This is a genomic window from Marinovum sp., assembly GCF_034669705.1.
In the GTDB taxonomy this organism is placed as follows: domain Bacteria; phylum Pseudomonadota; class Alphaproteobacteria; order Rhodobacterales; family Rhodobacteraceae; genus Marinovum.
Map to the genome: position 1 here is coordinate 1 of NZ_JAXMOR010000053.1, position 21,123 is coordinate 21,123.

General features: G+C 63.3%; 18 protein-coding genes and 1 pseudogene. 3 read left to right on the top strand and 16 right to left on the bottom strand.

Features of this window, described 5'->3' with window-relative positions:
* Window positions 1-94: 94 nt before the first annotated feature.
* The 15 genes and pseudogenes from VOI27_RS22420 to VOI27_RS22490 form a co-directional block, all read right to left on the bottom strand.
* Window positions 95-1,090: pseudogene (locus VOI27_RS22420) on the bottom strand (IS3 family transposase); the annotation flags it as partial.
* Window positions 1,091-1,331: 241 nt separating this feature from the next.
* Window positions 1,332-1,865, bottom strand: a complete 534-nt coding sequence (locus VOI27_RS22425; protein WP_323768772.1) for an aromatic-ring-hydroxylating dioxygenase subunit beta — start codon at window positions 1,863-1,865, stop codon at window positions 1,332-1,334.
* Window positions 1,862-4,687: an FAD-dependent oxidoreductase gene (locus VOI27_RS22430; RefSeq protein WP_323768774.1), complete on the bottom strand. Its 2,826-nt coding sequence runs from the start codon at window positions 4,685-4,687 to the stop codon at window positions 1,862-1,864. The genes VOI27_RS22425 and VOI27_RS22430 overlap by 4 nt, the downstream gene beginning before the upstream one ends.
* Window positions 4,684-5,670 carry an amidohydrolase family protein gene (locus VOI27_RS22435; protein WP_323768776.1) on the bottom strand — a complete coding sequence of 329 codons (987 nt, stop codon included), beginning with the start codon at window positions 5,668-5,670 and terminating at the stop codon, window positions 4,684-4,686. Before VOI27_RS22435 ends, VOI27_RS22430 begins: the two co-directional genes overlap by 4 nt.
* Window positions 5,671-5,755: 85 nt before the next feature.
* Entirely contained in the window at window positions 5,756-7,039 is a 1,284-nt protein-coding gene (locus tag VOI27_RS22440; protein WP_323768778.1) for a TRAP transporter large permease, read from the bottom strand.
* Window positions 7,036-7,539 (bottom strand): TRAP transporter small permease, encoded by a 504-nt coding sequence (locus tag VOI27_RS22445; protein ID WP_323768780.1) that lies wholly within the window; start codon window positions 7,537-7,539, stop codon window positions 7,036-7,038. The genes VOI27_RS22440 and VOI27_RS22445 overlap by 4 nt, the downstream gene beginning before the upstream one ends.
* Before the next feature lie 37 nt (window positions 7,540-7,576).
* Entirely contained in the window at window positions 7,577-8,587 is a 1,011-nt protein-coding gene (locus VOI27_RS22450) for a TRAP transporter substrate-binding protein (RefSeq protein WP_323768782.1), read from the bottom strand.
* A gap of 55 nt (window positions 8,588-8,642) precedes the next feature.
* Window positions 8,643-9,266 carry an isochorismatase family protein gene (locus VOI27_RS22455; RefSeq protein ID WP_323768784.1) on the bottom strand — a complete coding sequence of 208 codons (624 nt, stop codon included), beginning with the start codon at window positions 9,264-9,266 and terminating at the stop codon, window positions 8,643-8,645.
* A gap of 44 nt (window positions 9,267-9,310) precedes the next feature.
* A complete protein-coding gene (locus VOI27_RS22460) occupies window positions 9,311-10,342 on the bottom strand; it encodes a leucyl aminopeptidase (RefSeq protein ID WP_323768786.1) in 1,032 nt (343 codons plus the stop codon).
* A gap of 26 nt (window positions 10,343-10,368) precedes the next feature.
* Complete coding sequence (locus VOI27_RS22465; RefSeq protein WP_323768788.1) at window positions 10,369-11,151, bottom strand: alpha/beta hydrolase; 783 nt, start codon at window positions 11,149-11,151, stop codon at window positions 10,369-10,371.
* Window positions 11,152-11,165: 14 nt separating this feature from the next.
* On the bottom strand, window positions 11,166-11,867 hold the full coding sequence (locus VOI27_RS22470) for an Asp/Glu racemase (protein WP_323768806.1): 702 nt from the start codon (window positions 11,865-11,867) through the stop codon (window positions 11,166-11,168).
* A gap of 180 nt (window positions 11,868-12,047) precedes the next feature.
* Complete coding sequence (locus VOI27_RS22475; RefSeq protein ID WP_323768790.1) at window positions 12,048-13,694, bottom strand: TRAP transporter large permease subunit; 1,647 nt, start codon at window positions 13,692-13,694, stop codon at window positions 12,048-12,050.
* The gene (locus VOI27_RS22480) at window positions 13,691-14,299 is read right to left on the bottom strand and encodes a TRAP transporter small permease subunit (RefSeq protein ID WP_323768792.1); all 609 of its coding nucleotides are present in this window, start codon (window positions 14,297-14,299) and stop codon (window positions 13,691-13,693) included. Before VOI27_RS22480 ends, VOI27_RS22475 begins: the two co-directional genes overlap by 4 nt.
* 78 nt (window positions 14,300-14,377) lie before the next feature.
* Window positions 14,378-15,469 (bottom strand): TRAP transporter substrate-binding protein, encoded by a 1,092-nt coding sequence (locus VOI27_RS22485; RefSeq protein WP_323768794.1) that lies wholly within the window; start codon window positions 15,467-15,469, stop codon window positions 14,378-14,380.
* Window positions 15,470-15,744: 275 nt separating this feature from the next.
* On the bottom strand, window positions 15,745-16,257 hold the full coding sequence (locus VOI27_RS22490) for a MarR family winged helix-turn-helix transcriptional regulator (protein WP_323768796.1): 513 nt from the start codon (window positions 16,255-16,257) through the stop codon (window positions 15,745-15,747).
* Between the two features lie 208 nt (window positions 16,258-16,465).
* Between VOI27_RS22490 and VOI27_RS22495 the strand changes: the two genes are divergently transcribed.
* Genes VOI27_RS22495 through VOI27_RS22505 form a run of 3 tightly spaced genes read left to right on the top strand, consistent with a single transcriptional unit; the run spans window position 16,466 to window position 20,783 of the window.
* Entirely contained in the window at window positions 16,466-18,787 is a 2,322-nt protein-coding gene (locus tag VOI27_RS22495) for a xanthine dehydrogenase family protein molybdopterin-binding subunit (protein ID WP_323768798.1), read from the top strand.
* Entirely contained in the window at window positions 18,784-19,605 is an 822-nt protein-coding gene (locus tag VOI27_RS22500) for an FAD binding domain-containing protein (RefSeq protein WP_323768800.1), read from the top strand. Before VOI27_RS22495 ends, VOI27_RS22500 begins: the two co-directional genes overlap by 4 nt.
* A gap of 2 nt (window positions 19,606-19,607) precedes the next feature.
* A complete protein-coding gene (locus VOI27_RS22505) occupies window positions 19,608-20,783 on the top strand; it encodes a 2Fe-2S iron-sulfur cluster-binding protein (protein ID WP_323768802.1) in 1,176 nt (391 codons plus the stop codon).
* 125 nt (window positions 20,784-20,908) lie between these two features.
* Here VOI27_RS22505 and VOI27_RS22510 read toward each other — a convergent pair.
* Window positions 20,909-21,123: integrase core domain-containing protein (locus tag VOI27_RS22510; RefSeq protein WP_323768804.1), on the bottom strand; the 215-nt coding region annotated here is incomplete at its 5' end.

The following is a 21,123-nucleotide window of genomic DNA, read 5'->3' on the forward strand; positions in this document are numbered from 1 at the left end:
GTTCGATTTTCGAATATTTGAGGTTCGAAAATCGCCCTGAACGCTCCCAACTGGGGAATTTTCAAACGGCGCTTTTGGGGAGATTACATCCGGCACCTACAGCCTCCATCGAGATCTTCACCTTGGCGTCGCGCAGCACGTCGGTGAAACCGGTGCTGGTGAACTGTGAACCTTGGTCTGAATTGAAGACCTCCGGCGGACCGTATATGGCCAGCGCATCCTTCAAGGCCTCTATGCAGAACCCGGCGTCCATTGAGTTCGACAGCCGCCAGCTCAGCACCTTCCGGCTGAACCAGTCCATGATGGCGACCAGGTAAAGGAACCCGCGCCGCATCGGAATGTAAGTGATGTCGGTACACCAAACCTGATTGGGGCGGGTGATAACCAAGTCCCGGAGGAGGTACGGATAAATCTTGTGTTCCGGATGCTTTTGACTGGTCTTGGGCTCCTGGTTCCCTCTCAGGCATTGCTGCGCAATACCCTGCCGGGCAGCGGATCGGCACCAGACGCATGAGGCGCATCAGCCGCCGCACCCGGTGGCGTCCACAGGCGTGCCCCTCGCGCTGCATGTGACGGGCCATCTGCCGCGAGCCATACCACGGCGTCTCCAGGAATTGGCGGTCGATGACCTCCATGAACGCCAAGTTCTCGGCGCTTTGACCGCGGAGGTGATAATACAGGCTTGAGCGGGCCAGCGACAGCAGTTTGCACTGCCGCCGGACGCTGAGATCGCGATGCTCGTGCGTCACCGCTTTTTGCCTCCAGTTCCGAGGATATGGCTGGAGGCTTCGGACAAAAAATCGCGTTCCACCACCAGTTGGCCGATCTTGGCATGCAGTTTTTCCACGTCCTTCGGTGAGATCGGCGGCTCTTCCTGGGTCTCACCGCCAAACGCGAAAGCCATGTTCGAGATCGCCGTCTTCTTCCAACCGCTGATCACTGTCGGATGGACGCGCTCGCCGGTTCTCTCGGACCAGTGGCGTTCACCGGCTCACTTCTTGGCCAGCTCGGCCGTCGTCAGTTCTTCACGGATGGCCTCAAGAGCAACCTCGGCCTTGAACTCCGCCGAATAGCGTTTCCGCTTCGTCATATGTGGTCGTTCCTTCGTCAGGCGCTACAGCTTAGCAACTGGTCCGAAATCCTGCGACAACCTCTCCAGCTTCAAACGGTCCAATTTTTGAGGGGGAAGAGCACACCCAATCGTCCTTGCAGGATGCCGGAGCCACAATGAGAGCAGCCCGACCATCTTGTTCCTCGCGGACCCGGCCCCGTATCACAGGGCCAGGTTTCTATTTCCGCGGATGATATTTCATGATCAGTTTGTTTGTCCGTCAGACCGGCAGAACCAGGGCATTTGGCACCAGCAGCGTGTCGTAGACCACAATCCGTGATGTCAGGAGTAGGCTGCCATCGTCTTGCGGTCGGAACCGGTCGATCATGCGTCCGGCTTGGTGCAATCGGCCTTCTGGAAGCTCCGACAGGGTTTCGATAAGCATGTAGTTGCATCCCGCCAGAACAGAACCGTCCTTTTCGATCCCGGTGACGCGCTCATTGGTGATGTAATGACGCAGATAGCGCGGTCCGAACATCGAGGTCTCGCTGATTGCAAGCGCACGGTCGGAAATCATGCCGCGACCTTCGCAATAGACCAAGCCCACCGGCCGGTCGTCATCAAAGTTCTCGCGGCTGGTGATGTTGTAGAACGCGTCCTCGGTGAAGAAGCGCGGCCAGTCCTTCAGGTCGCCGTCGTCCAGCACTGCGCAATAGGCGGCGTTGAATTCGGACACAGCCTGGCGCGCCTCGCGGCGGGCGGCGAGCGAGTCGCCGTCCGATACGGGTTCGAATATGTTGGCTATCACAGTCACAGACCCATCTCCTTGCGCCAGTATTGATACATAGAGCGGATCGCGGATTCCGAGATCAGCGTATCCGAGGTGCCGGTCGGCACCGCCGGGTTCAGCGCCACCAGGTGCGCGCCCTCCTCCGTGTTCAGCATCCCGTCCTGCACGAACTTGATCGCCTCGTTGTCCTCGAGCCCGAGAAAGCCCGCGGGGCCCATCAGGTTGCCTTGGCGCAGACGGTGCCGGGTCATTTCCTCGTCATCGTCGGCATAGCCGAACATCGTCCAGATCATTGTGAACTCGTTCGGACCGGTCGGCACGATCTGCCGCACACCAAGTGTGTTCATCTCGCGCTGCACGATCAGCCCGGGCCAGATCACCTGCATGGTCACCGACCAGGGGCTATCAAACTCAGGGTGGAAGTCCATCAGCCGGGTGTCTTCCAGCGTCATCCCGTCGCGATAGGCCCGCATCTGCGACTTATTGTCCTCGGACACCGCGCCGTCGCTCTTGGCCGAGGCCATGGTCGAGTGGCAGCCCTTGGGATCCACGATCATCGCAGACTTGTTTCCCGCGACCAGCAGGCCGAAGGTGACAAGGAACGTGTGCAGCAGCGTGGCGTGATAGGGATCCTTCAGGTTCTCGGGATAGAGCTTCCAGTTGCCGTCCAGCGTGTGGCGGTAATGGCCCAGCACCTTCAGCTCGCGCCCGGAAAAGACTGCGTCGAAATCCGTGAGCATCTCCTCGCCGAGGTAGTCCTCGAAGGATTCGACATCCTGGCGGAACGAAGCAAAGATCGCGCCGTTGCGGGTGGTCACGTTCAGCTTGCGCAGCCCGTGGTTCTCGGGGCGAAAGTCCGGCCCCATGCCACCCTTGCCGTCGGCGCCGCGGCGGAACGGCACCCCGGCCAAGTTGCCTTTCAGGTCGTAGCTCCATTCGTGGTACGGGCAGACGAATTCCTCGGCATTGCCGCGCAGCTTACGGCAGAACTCGGCGGCACGGTGGGCGCAGCGGTTCTCGAAAACGTTGACGCCGCCCTCGGAATCGCGTGCCACCACCACCGAGGTCGGACCGACATACGATCGGATGAAATCGCCCGTTTCTGGGATCTCGGCTTCGAGCCCCACATAGTTCCACGTCTTGCCGCGGAAGATCCGTTCGACTTCACGGTCATAGATTTCCTGACTGGTGTAGACCCAGTCAGGAATACGGTTCAGGCCGGAAGCGGGCCAGACGAACCGCTTCTCGATCGGTATCATTTTCATTTCATCCTCCTCGAGCATGGCAACATCAACATTGGGATCGGAAAGCTGTGCGGGATCGACCGGCATCGCGCCGGCGATCAGTCCGCGCGCGGCGCGCAGCAAGGCCGCATCGCCGAAGTCGATACAGGCGACGACGCGGTGTTCGTCGTCGAGACAGAAGAAGGCCGGGGCCTCGCCGTCGCGACGCACGGTGCGAAGATCGGGCGCGGGGGCGCCGACGATCTGCAAGGTCCCCCCGAACAGGTCGGACCAGAACCAGGGCAAGTCGTCTGCGCCCGGAACCTGGCCAGAGATGGCGCGCGCCGCGCGGTCAGCCGAAAGCTGAGCGTTCTGCCAACTTTCCACCCGGCCTTCTCGGCCCGAGATCTCATCGCGCGCCACCGCCACGTCACCGACTGCGTAGATCGCGAAATCCGAAGTCTGGTTGCGCGCGTTGACGATGATCCCACCTGCCTCTGCCGTGGCGAGGCCGGCCTTCGCGGCCAGGTCGTCATTTGGTACGGCGCCGACGCCGACGATGATGCAATCGGCCTCGACCAGCGTGCCGTCACTCAGCGTCACGCCCCGGTCCGAGACCGAGGCAACCCCGGTGCCGATATGCAGCGCCACATCGTTCTGTTCTGCCACCCAAGCCAGGAAACTACCTGCCTCTTCTGGCAGGAGCCGCTTGAGCAGCCGGTCTTGTGCCTCGATCACCGTGGCCTGCTTGCCCAGCGAACGCGCTGCCGAGGCCAGTTCCAGCCCGATGAAGCCGCCACCGATCACTGCCACCCTTTCGGCCCGCTGCAGCGCCCTGCCCAGCCGTTTGCTGTCGCCGGCATCGCGCAGGTAGTGCAATTCGACCGTGTCGGCCCCCTCCCCCTTAAAGCGGATGCGCCTGGCTGACGCGCCGGTGGCCAGCACCAGCATGTCGTAAGCCAGTGTTTCGCCATCGTCGAGCAAGACCTGCTTGGTCTCGCGGTCGATGCTGCTGACCCGGGTGTTCAGCCGCAGATCGATGCCGAGCCGTTCGGTCTCATCCGCTTCAAAGACATGCGCGTCGCTCAGACGGGTCCGCCCCAGCAACAGGTCCTTGGACAACGGTGGGCGTTCATAGGGGGGATGCGCCTCTTCGCCCAGCATCACGATGGTGCCGTTAAACCCATGCGTCCTCGCGGCCCGTGCCGTTTCGGCACCGGCCTGGCCGGCGCCAACGATCACCATGCGGCGGAAATCCTTGGGCGCGGCCGCGGCCGCGGCCCGCCCGGGGGTGGCATCCGTAACCGGCGCCCGGGCCTCGGTGTCGATCCAGATAATGCCGTCCTCGACCTTCACCGCATAGGTGGGAATGTCGCGTGTCACCGGAGGCCCCATGGCCTTGCCGGAGCGAATGTCGAAAAGACCCTGGTGTAGCGGGCACTCAATGCAACCGTCGACCACATGCCCGTCGGTCAGGATCGCAAAGGCATGCGTGCAGATGTTGCCGTTGCAGAAGATTTCGCCGTCGAGCGCGTACAGCCCAAGCCGGAGACCATCCACCTCGACGCCGACAGCCCCCTTGGCGCGGACCTCTTCGGCCGGAATGGAGGAGTGCCAGGTCATGCCGTCGCCTCCGCACCCTCGGCCAGCTTCGGCAGGCCAAGCAGCGCCGCTGCATTGTCGTGGCACAGCTTGCGGCGCGTGGCCGCGTCGATCGGCGCGGTCTCGATGAACTCGACCGCCGTGTCGGAATCCTCGTAAGGGTAATCGACCGAGAACATCACACCGTCCTCGCCCATCTCGCCCAAGGCCCCGGCAAGCGCGGCATGCGAGCAAACGCCCGAGGTGGTCATCACGATGTTGCGAGTGAAATAAGCCGAAGGAGCGAGTTCCAGTTCGACCCCCATCGGGTAGGCGCCGAAGCGCGAATCGTAGCGCCAGCGCAGAAAGGGCAGCGCCTCGCCCATGTGGCCCAGCACGAGTTTCACCTTCGGGAACCGATCGAACACGCCCGAGAACAGCAGGCGCAGGGCATGGCTGCCGGTCTCGACCCCCCATCCCCAGACCGCGCCATGCAGCACCGGTTGGCCCTCCAGCACATAAGGTGTGGCATAGGCATTGGTCGGGTGCAGGTAGAACGGCACGCCCAGTCGCTCAAGCTCGGTCCAGAAGGCATCGTATTTCGGGTCGTCGTAATAGACGCCGTGGGTATGACCGTTCACCAGGCAGCCCAAAAAGCCAAGGTCGGTCACCGCGCGGCGCAACTCCTCCGCCGCGACATCCGGATCGTGCATCGGCAGCGCCGCAAGGCCCGACAGACGATCGGGGCGCTGGGCAACCTTTTCAGCCAGGAAGTCATTGGCCCGTCGTGCGGCCTCGGCCGCGGTTTCGGGCGCTTCGCCCTGCGCGCCCGGCCCTGTCAGCGACAGCACGGTGCGCACGATATTGCCGCGATCCATGGCCTCGATCCGCTCGCCCTCGAAATCGTCCAGCCTGCGGGTCAGGATCTCGGCTTGCTCGCGCGGGATCAGTTTCAGGAAGGCTTCCGAATGCCGCTCGAAACCAGGCGCCATGAAATGCTCTTCAAAAGTGATCTTGGGTGTCATGTGTCTCCTCCTATCGCAGGTGCGATCTATTTATTATGCAGTATACTGTACATTTACTGAAGGCAAGGCTGATCTGCGTTTTTTTCTAGAGCAGAAGGTCGGGAATGAGCGTCGATAGCCCGGGCACATAGGTGATCAGCAAAAGCACCACGAGGTTGACGACCAGGAACGGCCAGACGCCCGCGATGATCTCGGTCACCGGTTTCTGCAAGGTCGACGAGGCCACGAAAAGGTCGAGCCCGAAGGGCGGCGTGACCATGCCAAGCGCGATGTTGACCGCCACGATCATCCCGAAATGCACGGGATCGAGACCGAGGTGCATGGCCACCGGATAGAGCGCCGGCACCAGCATCAGCTGAATCGAGTTCGGGTCGATGAACATCCCTGCGATGATGAAGGCGACGTTCACGATCATCAGGAAGACCACGGGCCCGACCTGCATCTCGTCGAGAAAGCCGATAAGTGTGGCGGGTATCTGGGCTAGGGTGATGAAGAAGGACAGTGCCGTGCCGATCGCCAGCAACAGGAAGATCACCGCATTCTGGATAATCGCCTGTTCGGCCACCTTTGCCAGCGTCTTGAGGTCGAGGCTGCGATAGATGACCATCTCGACAAAGATCGCGTAGACGACGCTCATGACCGCGGCCTCTGTGGGCGTGAACAGGCCGCTGTAGATTCCGCCGAGAATCAGTACAGGCATTCCCAGCGCCCAGCCGGCGCGTCGAAAGGTCGAGCCGATCTCGGCAAGCCTGGCGCGCGGATCACCGCTGACGCCCGAGCGTCGCGCCTCGATCATGGTCAGCACGGCGCAAGCCAGCCCTAGGATAACGCCCACGCCCAGTCCCGCAGCAAACAGCGCGGCAATCGAGGTGCCGGTGATCCAGCCATAGACGATCAGGGTGATCGACGGCGGGATCAGCAGAGCTGTTTCCGCCGAGGACACGATCAGGCCCAGCGCGAACCGATCGCGGAACCCGACCCGCCTGAGCTCGGGGTAGAGGATCTTGCCCAAGGCAGCGACAGTGGCCGGGGCCGAGCCCGAGACCGAGCCGAAGCCCATGGCCCCGCCGATGGTGGTATAGCCGATCCCGCCGCGCAGATGCCCGACAAGCGCACGGACCACGTCGGTCAGGCGGGTCGCGATCTGGCCCTGCCCCATCAGCTGGGCTGCTAACAGGAAAAAGGGGATCGCCAGCAGAAGCGTCTGGTTGATGCCCGCAGTCATGCGCTGCGGCAGGATCAAGTCGGGCAAGCTAGCGAAGAACCCCGCCTTGATGGCAAGCGCGGGAATGCCCAGCACCATGAACATCTCGAACCCGGCAATCAGCAGGACGGCGGCCAGAACGCCGATGGCAGCAACGAGGATCATTCGCCCGTCTCCCCGTTTCTGTCAAACCGCTCGATTGCCCCCACGAAGCTCGCGACATAGCGCAGCGCCAGCAGTCCGAAGCCCGCGCAGGGCGCGACATAGAGCCAGCCCGTCGAGATCCCCAGCGTTGCGCTGACCTGGCCCGTGCCGAAGACGAAGGCTGCCATCCGACCGCTGATCCAGGCCATGTAGAGACAGAAGATGATGCCGGCCGCGTCGAGGATGCGCCGCAGAGGAAGCCCGCTGCGGCGTGCGATCCGGTTGCGCCAAGTGTCGACGGCAACCTGCTTGCCGCTTTCCAGCGCAAGCCCCGAAGCAAGAAACACCAGGAAGATGTTCAGGCTGCGCACCACCTCGTCGATCCAGCCGAACGAAGCCGCCAGCGGGCCGCCGAACTGCCGGATCAGGACGTTGAAGGCAAACAGCACCGTCATTGTCAGAAGGAGTGCCACGACGCTGATCCTTTCGACCAGCCGGACACCTGAAAGCAATCGTTGCATCGCAGCCTCTCCATTGGATACGGACCTCCGCCCGGCGTCAGTTCATGACCTTGTCATAGGCCGCCTGGTAGATCTCGAAGATCGCCGTGCCCTTGTCGCCCGCGCGGTCGAGAAAGGCATCGCGACCGGCCGGAAACATCACCGCGCGGAATTGCGCCAGTTCGTCCTCGGACAGCTGCCGCACCGTCAGCCCGGCATCGCGGATCTTCTGCAGTGACGCCTCGCCCGCGGCGGCCTTGTGGGCGATCATCCCGGGGATGGTCTCTTCCAGAGCCTCGGTGATGGCGGCACGGTGGCTGTTCTCGAGCCCTGTCCAGACCGCCGGGTTGAACAGGATCACGTTCTCGATGGCACCGTGCCAGGACAGGGTCAGATGCTCCTGCACCTCGAAGAACTTCATGTTGTAGATCGTGTCGAGGGGGTTTTCCTCGCCGTCGACGATGCCGGTCTGCAGCGCAGTGTACAGTTCGCCGAAGGGGATCGGCACGGCGGTGACGCCGAGCGACTTGAACGCCTCGACCAGCACCATGGACTCCATCACTCGGAAGGTCTGGCCCGAAAACTCCTCCGGCCGGGTGATCGGCGCATTCGAAGTGAACTGTTTGGTGCCGTTGGGATAGAGCCCGATGCAGGTCACGCCCAGCTCGTTGAAGCTCTCACAGAAGGCATCGGCGAAACCGGCGTCGCGGATCGCCTGAGCCTTGTCCGGATTGGCCGGATAGAGGAAGGGAATGTCCATGATCGAGGCCACCGGGTTGAACCCGCCCATGAAGGCGACCGGGCCGGCGGTGGCATCGAGCGCGCCGAACTGCACCGCTTCGGTCATCTCGCGCTGGCCGCCAAGCTGGCTCTGCGGGAAGATCTGCAGCGCGAGCGCGCCATCGGTCTTAGCCGCCACCGCCTCTGCCATGGCCTCCAGCATGACGTGGGTGGTGGAATGCGGCGTCTCCACATGGCCGATGCGCAGGGTCACATCCTGCGCCTGGGCGATGCCGGTGCCGAGCAGGCACAGCGCTGCCCCGGTCACGATTCTATCAAGAAATGCCATTGGTTTCCTCCGATTTCCATTTGGCGGGTGGCCCCCGGCCCGGGGGCCACCCGGGTCACGCCAGGCTGTCGAGCCAGGTGTGGATGTCGTCTGCGTCGGTGACGTCGCCGTATTTCTGGTCGATGTCATAGAGCGCGGCGTCGTGAGGGCGCTGGGCGCGATCGGCGCAGCAATCGGCCGGAACCAGCACCGTGAAGCCCGATTGCACCGCATCCACTGCGGTGGCGCGTACGCAGCCCGAGGTCGTGGCGCCGGTGACCACCACCGTGTCCACTCCCGCGCCTGTCAAGAGGCCCGCCAGGTTGGTGCCGTGAAACGCCGAGGCGCCGTGCTTGACGAGTACCGGATCGGCGGGCTGGATGCCGGTGGCCGGGTCGATCTCGACCAGCCGACTGCCCGCCTCCAGCGCCGCCATGCCTGTCGCCTTCTTCAGCCAAGGCAGGCTGTCGCGCTCCCAGGGCTGGAAGGCGATGGTGGTGTAGATCACCGGAAGGCCTTTGTCGCGGGCCCTATCGGTCAGCCGCTTCGTGGCGGCGATCTCGGCAGACATGTCGGCGGCGGTGGGATATTGCGTATCGGTGAAGCCGTAGGTGAAATCGACCACGACGATGGCGGGACACCGGCCGCGGGGGACTTTTTGGCCAAAGCCGGCCTCGGCATAGACCTGTTCCTGGGACATCATTCCTGCTCCGGAATTTGGTATAATTGGGATCGGGGGCGCACTCAGTCGCGCGCCATCTGCATCTCTTTCACCATCAGGTCGCCGTCGATCACGATCGCTTCGTCATCGAGGAACAGCGAACAGCCGCGCATCGGGATGTCGAGGTGACAGGCCGTGTCGTTGGGCCCGCCGAGCTCGTTATTGGGCCCGGTCGAAAACATCACGTTGCCGTAGAAGCTTCGCGGCTCCATGCCCATGCCGCCGGGGAACTCGCCCGGGGTCATGCGGTGCCAAGCGGCATCGGGGTTCATGCCCCAGCCCACGTGGCTCATGCCCATGCCGCGCTTGTCGTTAAAGCCCGCCATGTATGACTTGACCAACTCGGCATCGAGCCCGCCGCGGATGTCGGTGATCCAGCCCTTCTCGATGGTGTAGGTGATCGGGTCGCGCACATACATGTTCTGCGGCAGCAGCACGTCGCCGGGTGCCACAACGATCTGCCCATCGACCCCGTCGTCGTCACCGCCGGTGAAAACGAAGCCCGAGGGCCAGTGATCCCAGCGGCCCGGTTCGTCGGTGCAGGCATATTCCGCCACCGTGGGATAGGTGTTCAGCTTGTAGGTCACGTCGGTGCCATGCGGCGAGGTGATGCGCATCACCTTGGCGCGCGCCAAGTAGTCGGCGCCGATCTCGACCTTCTCGCGCAGCTCCTGGCTGGGCAGCATCCGCGCCAGCAGCTCCGGCGGCTCGACCGCGGTCAGAATGCGCGTGCCGGCGGCCTGGATGGCGAACTGCTCGGGCGAAAACAGCAGGAACATGCAATCAATCAGCATGTCGCAGGCCTTCAGGGCCTCGACCGCATCGGGCAGCGCCGCGAGCCCGGTCTGGCCGACCGCCCAAGCGCCACTGACCGGCGGTGCGGTCAGCCGAATGTGATACATATTGGCGCCCAGGATGCGTCCCGCGGCCATGAAGGCATCGGCGTAGTCCAGTCGCTCGTTGCCTTGTGTCAGCACGACCAGACGTTCGTCGGACTTGACACCCGACATCTTCAGCTGGTGCAGGCAGATCTCGGTAAAACTCTGATGGTCCATGTGGTCTCTCCTTGGCCTCGCGGGCCTCAGGCGTTGAAGTCGAGCACGGCCGCGAGGAAGCCCTCGAGGTCGTCCCATGGGATCATGTGCCCTGCTTTGGGCACGATGCGCTGTTCGATGGCCGGGTTCAGCTCCGCCACTTCGGCCTGGTCCGCGGCATCCACCACCGTGGCGCCGCCGGCGATCACAAGCCGCGCCGGCGTGTCGATCTTGGGGATGTCCTGATGGATGTCGTCGGTATGGAACCCGTCGAAAGCGGTGCGGATTGCGCCCCAGTGGCAGGTGTGCAGCCATTCTGCCCTGAGCGCGACCTGTTCGTCGCTCCAGGTCGGGCAGAAGGCGCGCATCTCCTCGGCCGAACAGCCACGCGCCGCCAGGGTGATGCTGTCGCCATACCATGGCCAGTTCGCCGGATAGACCCGCCGCATCGGCCCGCTCATCGGCGGATCGACGAGGATATGGCCCGCGAAGGGCGCAGCATCGCGCGCATTGGCCCGGATTGCGATCCGCGCGCCCATGGAATGGCCCAGCACCACGGGCCGGTCCATGATCTTCGCGATGGCAATGGCGTCATCGGCCATGGCGTCGAGCGTGTAGTCGAGATCGCCACCCTGCGACAGCCCGCGGCCGCGCACGTCGAGCACATGCACCTCGAAACGTTCGGCCAGCCGCTCGGCGACGAAGCCCCAAGTGATCGCCGGCGAGGTGATGCCGGGGATCACCAGCATCTGCGGCGCACCCGCCGGCCCGGCCCAGCGGATCAGGTGCTGGCGGATGCCGTTGGCGTGGATGTTGTAGCCCTGTGTCATGTTCCCTCCCCCGCTCAATAGGCGCCCGAGAGCAGTGTGCCGCCGCCCGGAACTCGCGTGTCGAGATCGAGCGCCTTCAGCATCGCCCAAGTGGTGGCGATGGCGGCGGTCAGCACCGGCTTGCCGACCTGCGCCTCCACCGTCGAGACCGCCGGCAGCGAAGGCATCTGCACGCAGGCCGAGAGCACCACCGCGTCGACCTCGTCGGTATCCATCTCCGATACGATCCCGGGCAGGTTCATTGGGTCATGGGCGGCCACCGCCAGGTTGTCCTGGATCTCCAGCGCGCGCCAAGTCACCACCTCGATGCCTTCGTTGCGGATATACTCGACCACCATCTCGGTCAGCGGCTTCATGTAGGGCGCTACGACCGCGACCTTCTGCGCGCCGATCGCCTTGATGCCCTCGACCAGAGCACCCGCCGAGGTCACGATTGGCGCCTCGGCATCATTGTCGCGGGTCACGTCCTGAAGCCGCTCCTGCGAGGTGCGGTGATAGCCGTGGCCCATCGACATGATCGCCACTAGGCATGCATAGCCCATCACGTCGACCCTGGCGTCCGACAGTTCGAGCGCGCAGCGGTCGCTGTCGCCATCCATCTTCGCCAGCTCTTCCTTGGTGACATGCTTCATGCGCATCCGCGACGAGTGAAACGTGAACCGCTCCGCCGCCACGGCTTCCCGCGCCCTCAGAAGTGCGGGAATTTCGGTTTCCATCGTCACGTTCGACGACGGCACAATCTGTCCGATACGATAGTTGGTCATCTCTTGCTCCTTTTTGCCGCCGACACGAGCTGTGCCCGATCGGACGTACATTTTGATCAGTATACTTCTTATTTACCTGGACAAAGTTCGCCCTCTCTCGGCCTGCCTGGCGTTCCGGACAGGCCGAAACGCTCAGTCGAACGGGCTGCCCGATCCGTAATCCGCCCCGCCCACGTTGATCTCGACACTTCCCGGATCGACATCGTGGACATGCGCGGCTTTGTAATGCGTGACCATCTCCGGCAACATCAGCACCAAGATCACCATCGCCAGCTGGATGCAGATGAACGGGATCGACCCGCGGTAGATTTGCCCGGTGGTCACCCTGGCGATACTCTGACCCGTAACTTTGTCGGCATAATCCCGCGCTGGCGCCACCGAGCGCAGGTAGAACAGCGCCAGACCGAAAGGTGGATGCATGAACGAGGTCTGCATGTTCACCGCGATCAGGACGCCGAACCAGACCATGTCGATCCCGAAGGTTTCGGCCACCGGGCCGATCAGTGGAATGACGATGAAGGCCAGTTCGAAGAAATCCAGGAAGAAGGCCGCGATGAAGACGAAAACCGACACGAAGATCAGGAACCCCATCTCGCCTCCCGGCAGGTTCAGCAGCAGGTGTTCGACCCAAAGATCGCCATTCACTGCCCGGAAGGTCAGCGAGAAAACCGTGGAGCCTACCAGGATAAAGATCGCGAAGCTGGTCAGGCGCATCGTCGCCTCCATCGCCTGCTGGAACCGCGCCAGGTTCAGCCGCTGCTTGGCCAGCGCGAGCACCAACGCGCCCAAAGCGCCCATTGCGCCACCTTCGGTTGGGGTGGCGACCCCGATGAAGATCGTGCCTAGCACCAGGAAGATCAGGGTCAGCGGCGGGACCATGGCAAATATCGTGCGCTGCGCGATCTGCGACAGCAGGTTCAACGACAGCAGCCGGTCGACACAGGCAATGGCAAAAACCACGAGGCTCCAGCCGGAAAGGGAAAGCACGATCCGCGCGCCGCGCGTCGCCTCTGGGTCCACCAGCAGGGACATGCCGATCCAGGTCGCCATGCTACCGATGATAAAAGCGACCAACAGCGACCTCGCGCCAGAGCGGCCCTTGTCCGTGCGTCCGGCCATCACCTCGGTTGGAAGCGAGGGCGCCTTGCGCGGCCGGAGCAGCGCGATGAACGCGACATAGAGCATGTAGGCGCCGGTCAGCACGAGGCCCGGGATGATCGCCCCCTGATACATGTCCCCGACCGGACGACCGAGTTGGTCGGCTAGGATGATCAGGGTGAGCGAGGGCGGGATAATCTGCGACAGCGTGCCCGAGGCCGCGATCACGCCAGTGGCGACACTGCGGTCATAACCGTAGCGCAGCATGATCGGCAGCGAGATCAGCCCCATTGAGATCACCGAGGCCGAAACGACGCCAGTGGTGGCCGCCAGAAGCGCGCCGACCGCGATCACGGCGAAAGCCAGCCCGCCACGGATCGGCCCGAAAAGCTGGCCGACAGTCTCCAAAAGGTCCTCTGCCATGCCCGAGCGTTCCAGCAGAAGCCCCATGAAGGTGAAGAATGGTAGCGCCAGCAGCACGTCGTTCATCATGATACCGAATACGCGCTGCGGCAGGACTTGCAGCAACGACGGCGACAGAAGGTCCAATTCCATCCCGACAAGGGCAAAGAGGATGCCGTTGGCGGCCAGCGAGAAGGCTACCGGAAATCCCAGCAGCATCAGCACGATCAGGCTGAAGAACATGATCGGCGCGATGTTTTCGATCAGAAAAGCCGTCATTTCTTGTCCCCTTCCTCGTCATCGGCCTTGGTCAGCTCGGCCTTCAGCTCCTGCATCAATTCCTCTTCCTCGCTTGAACCGGCAGGCTGCATCGGGTCCGGACATCGGCCCATCAGAAAACCCACGCATTTGATCAGGTGTGACAACCCCGCCAGCAGCAGGAAACCGAAGCCGAGTGGCACCAGAAGCTTGGCTGGCCAGCGGGCCAGCCCCCCGGCATTGGGCGATGTTTCACCACTTTCGAAAGAGGCCACGAAATTGGGAATGCCGTACCAAACGATCAGGAGAACCGCCGGAAACATCAGGAACACGACCCCAAGGATCTCGATCCAAAGCTGAACGCGCCGTGGCAGTTTCGAGGCCAGGATATCGACCCTAACATGGCCATTCTTCAATAGCGTGTACCCGGCCGGCAGCAGAAAGATCACGCCGAAGAGATATAGCTGCGCTTCCAGCCAGGCGTTCGAACTGACCTGAAAGAACTTGCGGCTCAGCGCGTTGCCCGCGCTGACCAAGACGGCGATGATGACAGCCCAGGGCAGGATCCGCCCGAGAACCATGTTCATTCCGTCAATGGCGCGCGAGATATGTAGCAATGCGGTCATTGGCTTCCTTTCGGACACGGCCAGAGCCCCGGCGCCGCATTCGGCGGCGCCGGATCATCGTGTCGAAACTGGCTGGTGTTACTGGTTGCGCGTCACAGCGCCGGTGGTAAAGCCGTCCAGAGCGTTCTCTGCGATGCGGAACCAAGCCACCTCGTCCTGCTGGAACGCTTTCCACTGCGGATAGATCTCGGCGAAGCGCGCGCTTTCGTCAGAAAGTTCCTGCCAGACCTCCTGGGCCGCCGCATAGGCCGCTTCCATGACCTCGCGCGGGAAATAGGCCACTTTCGCACCTTCGGCGATCAGCTTGCGAATGGCGATCGGGTTGAGCGCGTCATAGCGCGCCAGCATGTCGCGCGACTGCTCGGCACAGGCGGTCGCGAATACCGCCTGGAGATCGGCCGGCAGGCTCGCCCAGGCGTCTTGCCCGACGAGACAGGTGATCGCGGCACTGCCTTCCCACCAGCCCGGCGAATAGTAGTAGGGCGCGACCCGGTGCAGACCGAGGCGGTAGTCGTCATGCGGGCCGATCCATTCGGCTGCGTCGATCGCGCCTTTCTCCAGCGACGGATAGATGTCGCCGGGGGCGATCTGCTGCGGCACGGCGCCGAGTTTCGACAGCACCTTGCCGCCGATACCGCCGATCCGCATGGTCAGGCCTTTGATGTCGTCAAGCGACTTGATCTCTTTGCGGAACCAGCCGCCCATCTGCACGCCGGTGTTGCCGACGTTGAAGTTCACCACGTTGAAATCGCTGTAGAGGTCGCGTAGCAACTTTTGGCCGCCGCCCTGCACCAGCCAAGCCAGCTGCTGGCGGGCGTTGAGACCGAAGGCCATGCCGGCGTCGAAGGCGAAGGCGGGCTCACGTCCAACATGGAATGAGGCGAGTGTGTGGCAGCATTCGACCGAACCCTGCCCGACTGCCTCGAGGTTCTGCGGCGCGGGCACGATTTCGCCGCCCGGGAAAGCCCGGATCTCGAAGCGGCCACCAGACAATTCCTTGACCCGCTCGCACAGCAGCTCTGCAGAGCCGTACATCACGTCCAGGGTGTTTGGCCAGCTGGTCGACATACGCCAGCGGACGACGTCCTGGGCGCGGGAAACAGAGGGGGCCGCTATTAAGCCCGCGCCCGTTGCTGCCGCCGTGGCCGTCAGGAAATTGCGTCTTTTCATTGGATATCCTCCCTTTGGTCGCAGACTCCTCAATCCGCGATGCGATGTATGCTGTATAAATAACATGCAGTACACTGAACGATGTGTCAAGAATGTAAATTCGGTATTAAAGTTACGAAATTGCGAGGCGTTGCACGTTCCTCTGCAAAAGGAACAGGCCAGGTTGTCGAACTGGAGCTGCGGCAAGGTGCGTCGTGATCATGCTGAATCGCTTGGGTCGGAATCGGTGGGACTCAACAATGTCTCAGTCGATTCCGACAGGCCTGCTGCGCGGCCTAAATCCGCTGGCTCATCGGCGCGCGGGAGGCATCGTTGTTCGCGTCGATCATCTTGCGTAAGGCTCGCATGAAAACCTCGTATTCTTCGCAGGTCAGTGGCAACACCATCCTGTCCTGGGCCTCCTCCATCAGCGGCTGCACTTCGCGCACCAAGCGGCGACCGGCCTCGGTGATATGCACGATAAGTGCCCGCCGATCCTGCTTGGACCGTTCCCGAGTGGCAAGACCGCGACTGACCAGCCGCTTGATGACATCAGCGCCGCTGGTCCGGTCAATGCCGACGATCTTGGAAATTGACAGCTGGTCCATCTCGGCATCCGCACACAGCACCGAAAGCACGGCAAACTGTACGGCGGTGAGGTCCAGCCCCTCGCAAGCCTGAGTGAACAGGCCGATGTGGATCTGATGCAGACGCCGCACGAGATAACCCGGCCGGTCCCAAAGGTCCGCGTACTTCTCGGGATGCACGGTCTTGATGGAGGCCTGCTCGCTCACCACGTTGTTCTTCATTGCGATTTAACCTTTTCTACTGGGGCAGACGCGTCGCGCCAGATGGCTGGCGTCTTGTCGTTGTCACAAATTCATTGCTTGCTGCAAATTAAGTGGTATACTGATCATTATTGTCAAGGTAATACAACCACACCTTCCACAACTAACACACTTCGGTCTAGCGCAGCAGGGAATGGAGGCAACATTGGGCACAGGCATCGGAGCGCGCGTGGCGCGCAAAGAGGACAGGCGACACCTGAAGGGCAAGGCAGAGTTCGTCGGCGACATCAAGCTGCCGGGCTTGTGGGAGGCGGCTTTCGTCCGCAGCCCTCTGGCCCATGCAACGCTCGGCCGGATCACCAAGCCTGCAGGCGCGGAAGGCCGCGTTTTCACTGCCGAGGACATGACCGACCTGGCGCCGATTCGCACTGTATCCACCCTGCCCGGCTACAAGCTCTCGGATTACCCCGCGCTGGCCCGCGGCAAGGTGCGCTACGTGGGCGAATGCATTGCCATCTGCATCGCGCCCACGCGCGCCGAGGCCGAGGACCTGGCCGAGGCGGTCGAGGTCGATCTCACGCCGCTGCCTCCGGTGACCGACGTGGTGACCGCGCTAAAGGACGGTGCGCCGCTACTGCACGAGGACTGGGGTGACAACCTTTTCCTGACCACAGAGTATGACAGCGATCTGAGCGAGGCCAAGGCCAAGGCCACCGTCGTGCTCGAGCGCGAATTCAAGACCGCCCGCCAGGCGATGAACCCGATGGAGGGCAAGGGCGTGCTGGCGCACTGGGACCACAAGGCCGACCAGCTTCAGGTCCATACCTCGACCCAAGTTCCACATGTGATTCGCACTGGCATCGCCGAATGCCTCGGGCTCGATCAGACCAATGTTCGGGTGATTGCGCCCGACGTGGGCGGTGGCTTCGGCTACAAATGCGTGCTTCAACCCGAAGAGCTCTCGGTGTCCTGGGTTGCCCGCAAGACCGACCGCCCGATCCGCTGGACCGAGGACCGGCGCGAACACCTGACTGCCGGGGCCAACACCCGGGAACACAGCTACAAGGTCACCGCCTATGCCGATGATAGCGGACGGCTTTTGGGGCTGGACGCGGATATATGGGTCGACGTCGGTGCCTATTCGGTCTGGCCCTTCACCGCCTGCCTCGAAGCCGCACAGGCCGGTGGCAACCTGCCCGGCCCTTACGACCTCCCGGCTTATGCCTGCCGGACCTATTCGGTGGCCACCAACAAACCCGCCTTCACTCCCTATCGCGGGGTGGCGCGCCCCGGGGTCTGCTTCGTGATCGAATTGATCATGGATGCCATCGCCCGCGCAGTCGACCGCGACCCGCTCGAAGTGCGCTGTCTCAATCTCGTACAGGGCAGCGCCATGCCCTATACCAACATCACCGGCAAGTTCTACGATTCCGGCGATTATCCCGCCGCCGCCCGCGAGGCCGCGCGGATGATCGACGCCGCGCAGTTCCGCGAACGCCAACGCGCCGCCGCGGCCGAGGGTCGTTTCATTGGCCTGGGCTTTGCCAGCTTCACCGAGCAATCCGCCCATGGAGCCAAGGTCTTCGGATCCTGGGGGCTGTCAGTGGTACCGGGCTATGAGCAGGCCACGGTCAAACTGAACCCATCTGGCGCTGTCGATGTGCTGTCCGGCAACCATTCCTTCGGCCAAGGGCTTGAGACCACCATCGCGCAGGTCGCCTGCGAATGGCTGAACGTCGACATCTCACGCGTGCGCGTACTGATGGGCGACACCGGGCGGACGCCGAATTCGTTCGGGGCCTTCGCCTCGCGGGGGATGGTGATGGCGGGGGGCGCGGTGTCCAAGGCGGCCGAGGAACTGGCGCGTCGCATTCGGCTGCATGCCGCGCACCTGCTGCAATGTGAGCCCGATACGGTGGTGCTGCGCGACGGCGTGGCCTGGAATGACCAGGCCTCGGTCAGCTTTGCCGAGATCGCCCGCACCTGGTATCTGCGCCCCGACCTGCTGCCCGATAATGTCGAAACCACCGGGCTGGAGGTCACTGAAGGCTACAAGCCTGATATTGACACCGGCGTGTTCACCTATGCCACCCATGCGGCCATCGTAGAGGTCGACCCCGACACCGGCCGCACCGAAATCCTCGATTACGTCATTTTCGAGGATTGCGGACGCCGGGTGAACCCTCTGATCCTAGACGGACAATCCTATGGCGGCGCGGCACAGGGGATCGGCACTGCGCTGTTCGAGGAATCCCTTTATGACGGCGCGGGCCAGCCGGTGACCTCGACCTTGGCCGATTACATCATGCCGGGGCCGGCCGAGCTGCCGCACTTCCGACTCGGCCATAGCGAAACCCTGTCACCCTATTCGCGACACGGGATCAAGGGCGTCGGCGAAGGCGCGGCCATCGCGCCCGCGGGCGCAATCGTCAACGCGATCAACAATGCTCTGGCGCCGATCGGGGTCGAGCTGAGCCAGGTGCCCGCAACCCCGCACCGCGTCCTTTCGGCGATCTTCGCCGCGCAAGCCAGGAAGGAGGCCGCACAATGAAACCAGTCGCATTCTCGCATCTACGCGCCGACAACGCCGACACCGCTGGCAAGGCTTTGCGCCAAGGCGCCAAGATCCTCGCCGGTGGCCAGTCGCTCGGCCCCATGCTGAACCTCAGGCTGGCCCGACCCGAGACGCTTGTCGGTGTCTCATTCCTGCCCGGAATGTCCGAGATCCGTCAGGCCAAGGGCCGCATCGTCATCGGGGCGGGCGTCACCCATGCCCGGATCGAGGATGGCGCCGACGACATCGCCCTGCCGCCGATGATGCGCCATGTGGCACGCGGCATCGCCTATCGAGCAGTGCGCAACAAGGGCACCATCGGCGGGTCACTGGCCCATTCCGACCCGGCCGCCGACTGGCTGAGCTGCCTCACCGCGCTGGATGCCGGGCTTGTCGTGCAAGACGCGGCGGGCAAAGACCGGCGGGTGCCGATCGCGGGCTTCATGCTCGGGGCCTATCGCACTGTGCTGACCCCCGAGGACATCCTGACCGGCATCGAAATCCGCGACGAGATGCGCGACGCGCTCTGGGGATACGACAAGGTCTGTCGCAAAGTGGGGGAATTTGCCGATGCCATCGGTGCCCTCGTAGTCCATCCCGACAGCGGCTTCATACGGCTTGTCGCCGGGGCCACTGGCGGGCCCCCGCTGATACTGACCGAGCTCGGCGCGGACATCGCCGCCCGCGCCACGCATCCCGGCCGCGACGCGGTTCGCGCCGCGCTCTCTGCCCGACTGACCGATGCCGATGACGTGAAGCTGCATCTGCTGACCACGGCCCTGTGCCGCGCGATCGAAAAGGTACTGCCCGCATGAACATGCACACCACCGACCTCGCCTCTCAACAAACCGCGACCGACCCGCTGGACATTCGCCTGACAGTGAACGGCAACGACAGCGCCGTGCGGGTCGCCCCGCGCACCCAGCTGGCCGAGATCCTGCGCGACGAGCTAAACCTGACCGCGACGCACCTGGCCTGTGAACAAGGGGTCTGCGGCGCCTGCACGGTGATGGTGGACGGCCGCCCCGTCCGCGCCTGCCTGACCTTCGCCCGGGATTGCGACGGCAGCCGGGTTGAAACCCTCGAAGGCTGGCAGGGCGACGAACTAATGGACCGTCTGCGCGACGCGTTCCAGCGCAACCACGCGCTGCAATGCGGCTTCTGCACACCGGGCATGATGGCGACCGCCCGCGACCTCGTGGAGCGGCTGGACAGCGCCGATGAGACGCGCATCCGCAACGAGCTGTCCGGAAACCTGTGCCGCTGCACCGGCTATATCGGTATTGTCAACGCGATTCGCGACGTGATCGAGGAACGCGACGCGGCCGGCATTCCCGCCCGCCCCACGACCCCGATTGCGCCGCGCCAGGCATCCGGTTTCGCCCCTTTCACCGCCCGCCCCGACACGACCGCCGAGGTCACGCCCGCGATGACCGGCGAAAGTCGGGTCGAAGACGGCTGGACCGTCGTGCGCCGCAAGGTGGTGCTGGACCATCCTCCCGAAGCGGTCTGGGCGCATTTCCGCGATCTGCCCGCGGTGGCTCGGTGCCTGCCCGGCGCGGACCTGTCGGAAGCCAACGGAGAACATTTCGCCGGCCATGTCGGCGTGCGCTTCGGCCCGATCTCGGCCCGGTTCGAGGGCGACGGCCGCTTTGTCGCTGACGATGACACCCGCGAGGGCAAGGTCAGCGGTCGCGGCAAGGATCGCGGCGGCCAGTCGAATGTCGAGGGCGAACTGAGCTTCAAGGTCAACCACGGTGAAGTGGAAACGAAATCGAATGTCGACGTGGCCTTCCGCTTTCGCATCGAGGGCGTTCTGGGTCAGTTCAATCGCCCTGAACTGGTAAATGGCCTCGTGGACTATATCCTTGGTGAATTCGTGGCCAACTGCAACTCGGTGTTGTCCGGAGGCGAGGTACGCGAGAGCAAGGGCGTCAGCTTCATGGCTGTGGCCATTTCGGTACTAAAGAGGCTGTTCCGGCGCCGCGGTTGATGTGTCCGATGACCCTTCTGCCGGGACTGAACACCTAGCTTCGAACCGCGATCCTCATAGGCTCAATCGAATAGAACCTGACACGGCATAGACGGACCTGATCCAGCCCCCGTTTCACCGAACACCTAAGCGGTTTCGGTTTTGGCCCTGATGAACTCGCGGGGCGAGCGCCATTTCAGGCCGCTGTGTGGGTGGTTCTCGTTATAGTCTTCGATCCAGTCTCCTATCAATGGCAGCACGCGTGTTGCGTCCGGCAAGGGGTTCACGCGGACGTAGTCGCGCCTGAGGGTCTTCACGAACGCCTCTGACATGCCGTTGGATTGCGGGCTCTTGACCGCCG

Coding starts and splice junctions, on each gene's coding strand:
- VOI27_RS22490 (WP_323768796.1), bottom strand. CDS start 16,257: ATGAAGAACAACGTGGTGAGCGAGCAGGCCTCCATCAAGACCGTGCAT.
- VOI27_RS22445 (WP_323768780.1), bottom strand. CDS start 7,539: ATGCAACGATTGCTTTCAGGTGTCCGGCTGGTCGAAAGGATCAGCGTC.
- VOI27_RS22455 (WP_323768784.1), bottom strand. CDS start 9,266: ATGTCCCAGGAACAGGTCTATGCCGAGGCCGGCTTTGGCCAAAAAGTC.
- VOI27_RS22435 (WP_323768776.1), bottom strand. CDS start 5,670: ATGACACCCAAGATCACTTTTGAAGAGCATTTCATGGCGCCTGGTTTC.
- VOI27_RS22475 (WP_323768790.1), bottom strand. CDS start 13,694: ATGACGGCTTTTCTGATCGAAAACATCGCGCCGATCATGTTCTTCAGC.
- VOI27_RS22470 (WP_323768806.1), bottom strand. CDS start 11,867: ATGGAAACCGAAATTCCCGCACTTCTGAGGGCGCGGGAAGCCGTGGCG.
- VOI27_RS22460 (WP_323768786.1), bottom strand. CDS start 10,342: ATGGACCATCAGAGTTTTACCGAGATCTGCCTGCACCAGCTGAAGATG.
- VOI27_RS22505 (WP_323768802.1), top strand. CDS start 19,608: ATGCACACCACCGACCTCGCCTCTCAACAAACCGCGACCGACCCGCTG.
- VOI27_RS22440 (WP_323768778.1), bottom strand. CDS start 7,039: ATGATCCTCGTTGCTGCCATCGGCGTTCTGGCCGCCGTCCTGCTGATT.
- VOI27_RS22500 (WP_323768800.1), top strand. CDS start 18,784: ATGAAACCAGTCGCATTCTCGCATCTACGCGCCGACAACGCCGACACC.
- VOI27_RS22485 (WP_323768794.1), bottom strand. CDS start 15,469: ATGAAAAGACGCAATTTCCTGACGGCCACGGCGGCAGCAACGGGCGCG.
- VOI27_RS22480 (WP_323768792.1), bottom strand. CDS start 14,299: ATGACCGCATTGCTACATATCTCGCGCGCCATTGACGGAATGAACATG.
- VOI27_RS22430 (WP_323768774.1), bottom strand. CDS start 4,687: ATGACCTGGCACTCCTCCATTCCGGCCGAAGAGGTCCGCGCCAAGGGG.
- VOI27_RS22450 (WP_323768782.1), bottom strand. CDS start 8,587: ATGGCATTTCTTGATAGAATCGTGACCGGGGCAGCGCTGTGCCTGCTC.
- VOI27_RS22465 (WP_323768788.1), bottom strand. CDS start 11,151: ATGACACAGGGCTACAACATCCACGCCAACGGCATCCGCCAGCACCTG.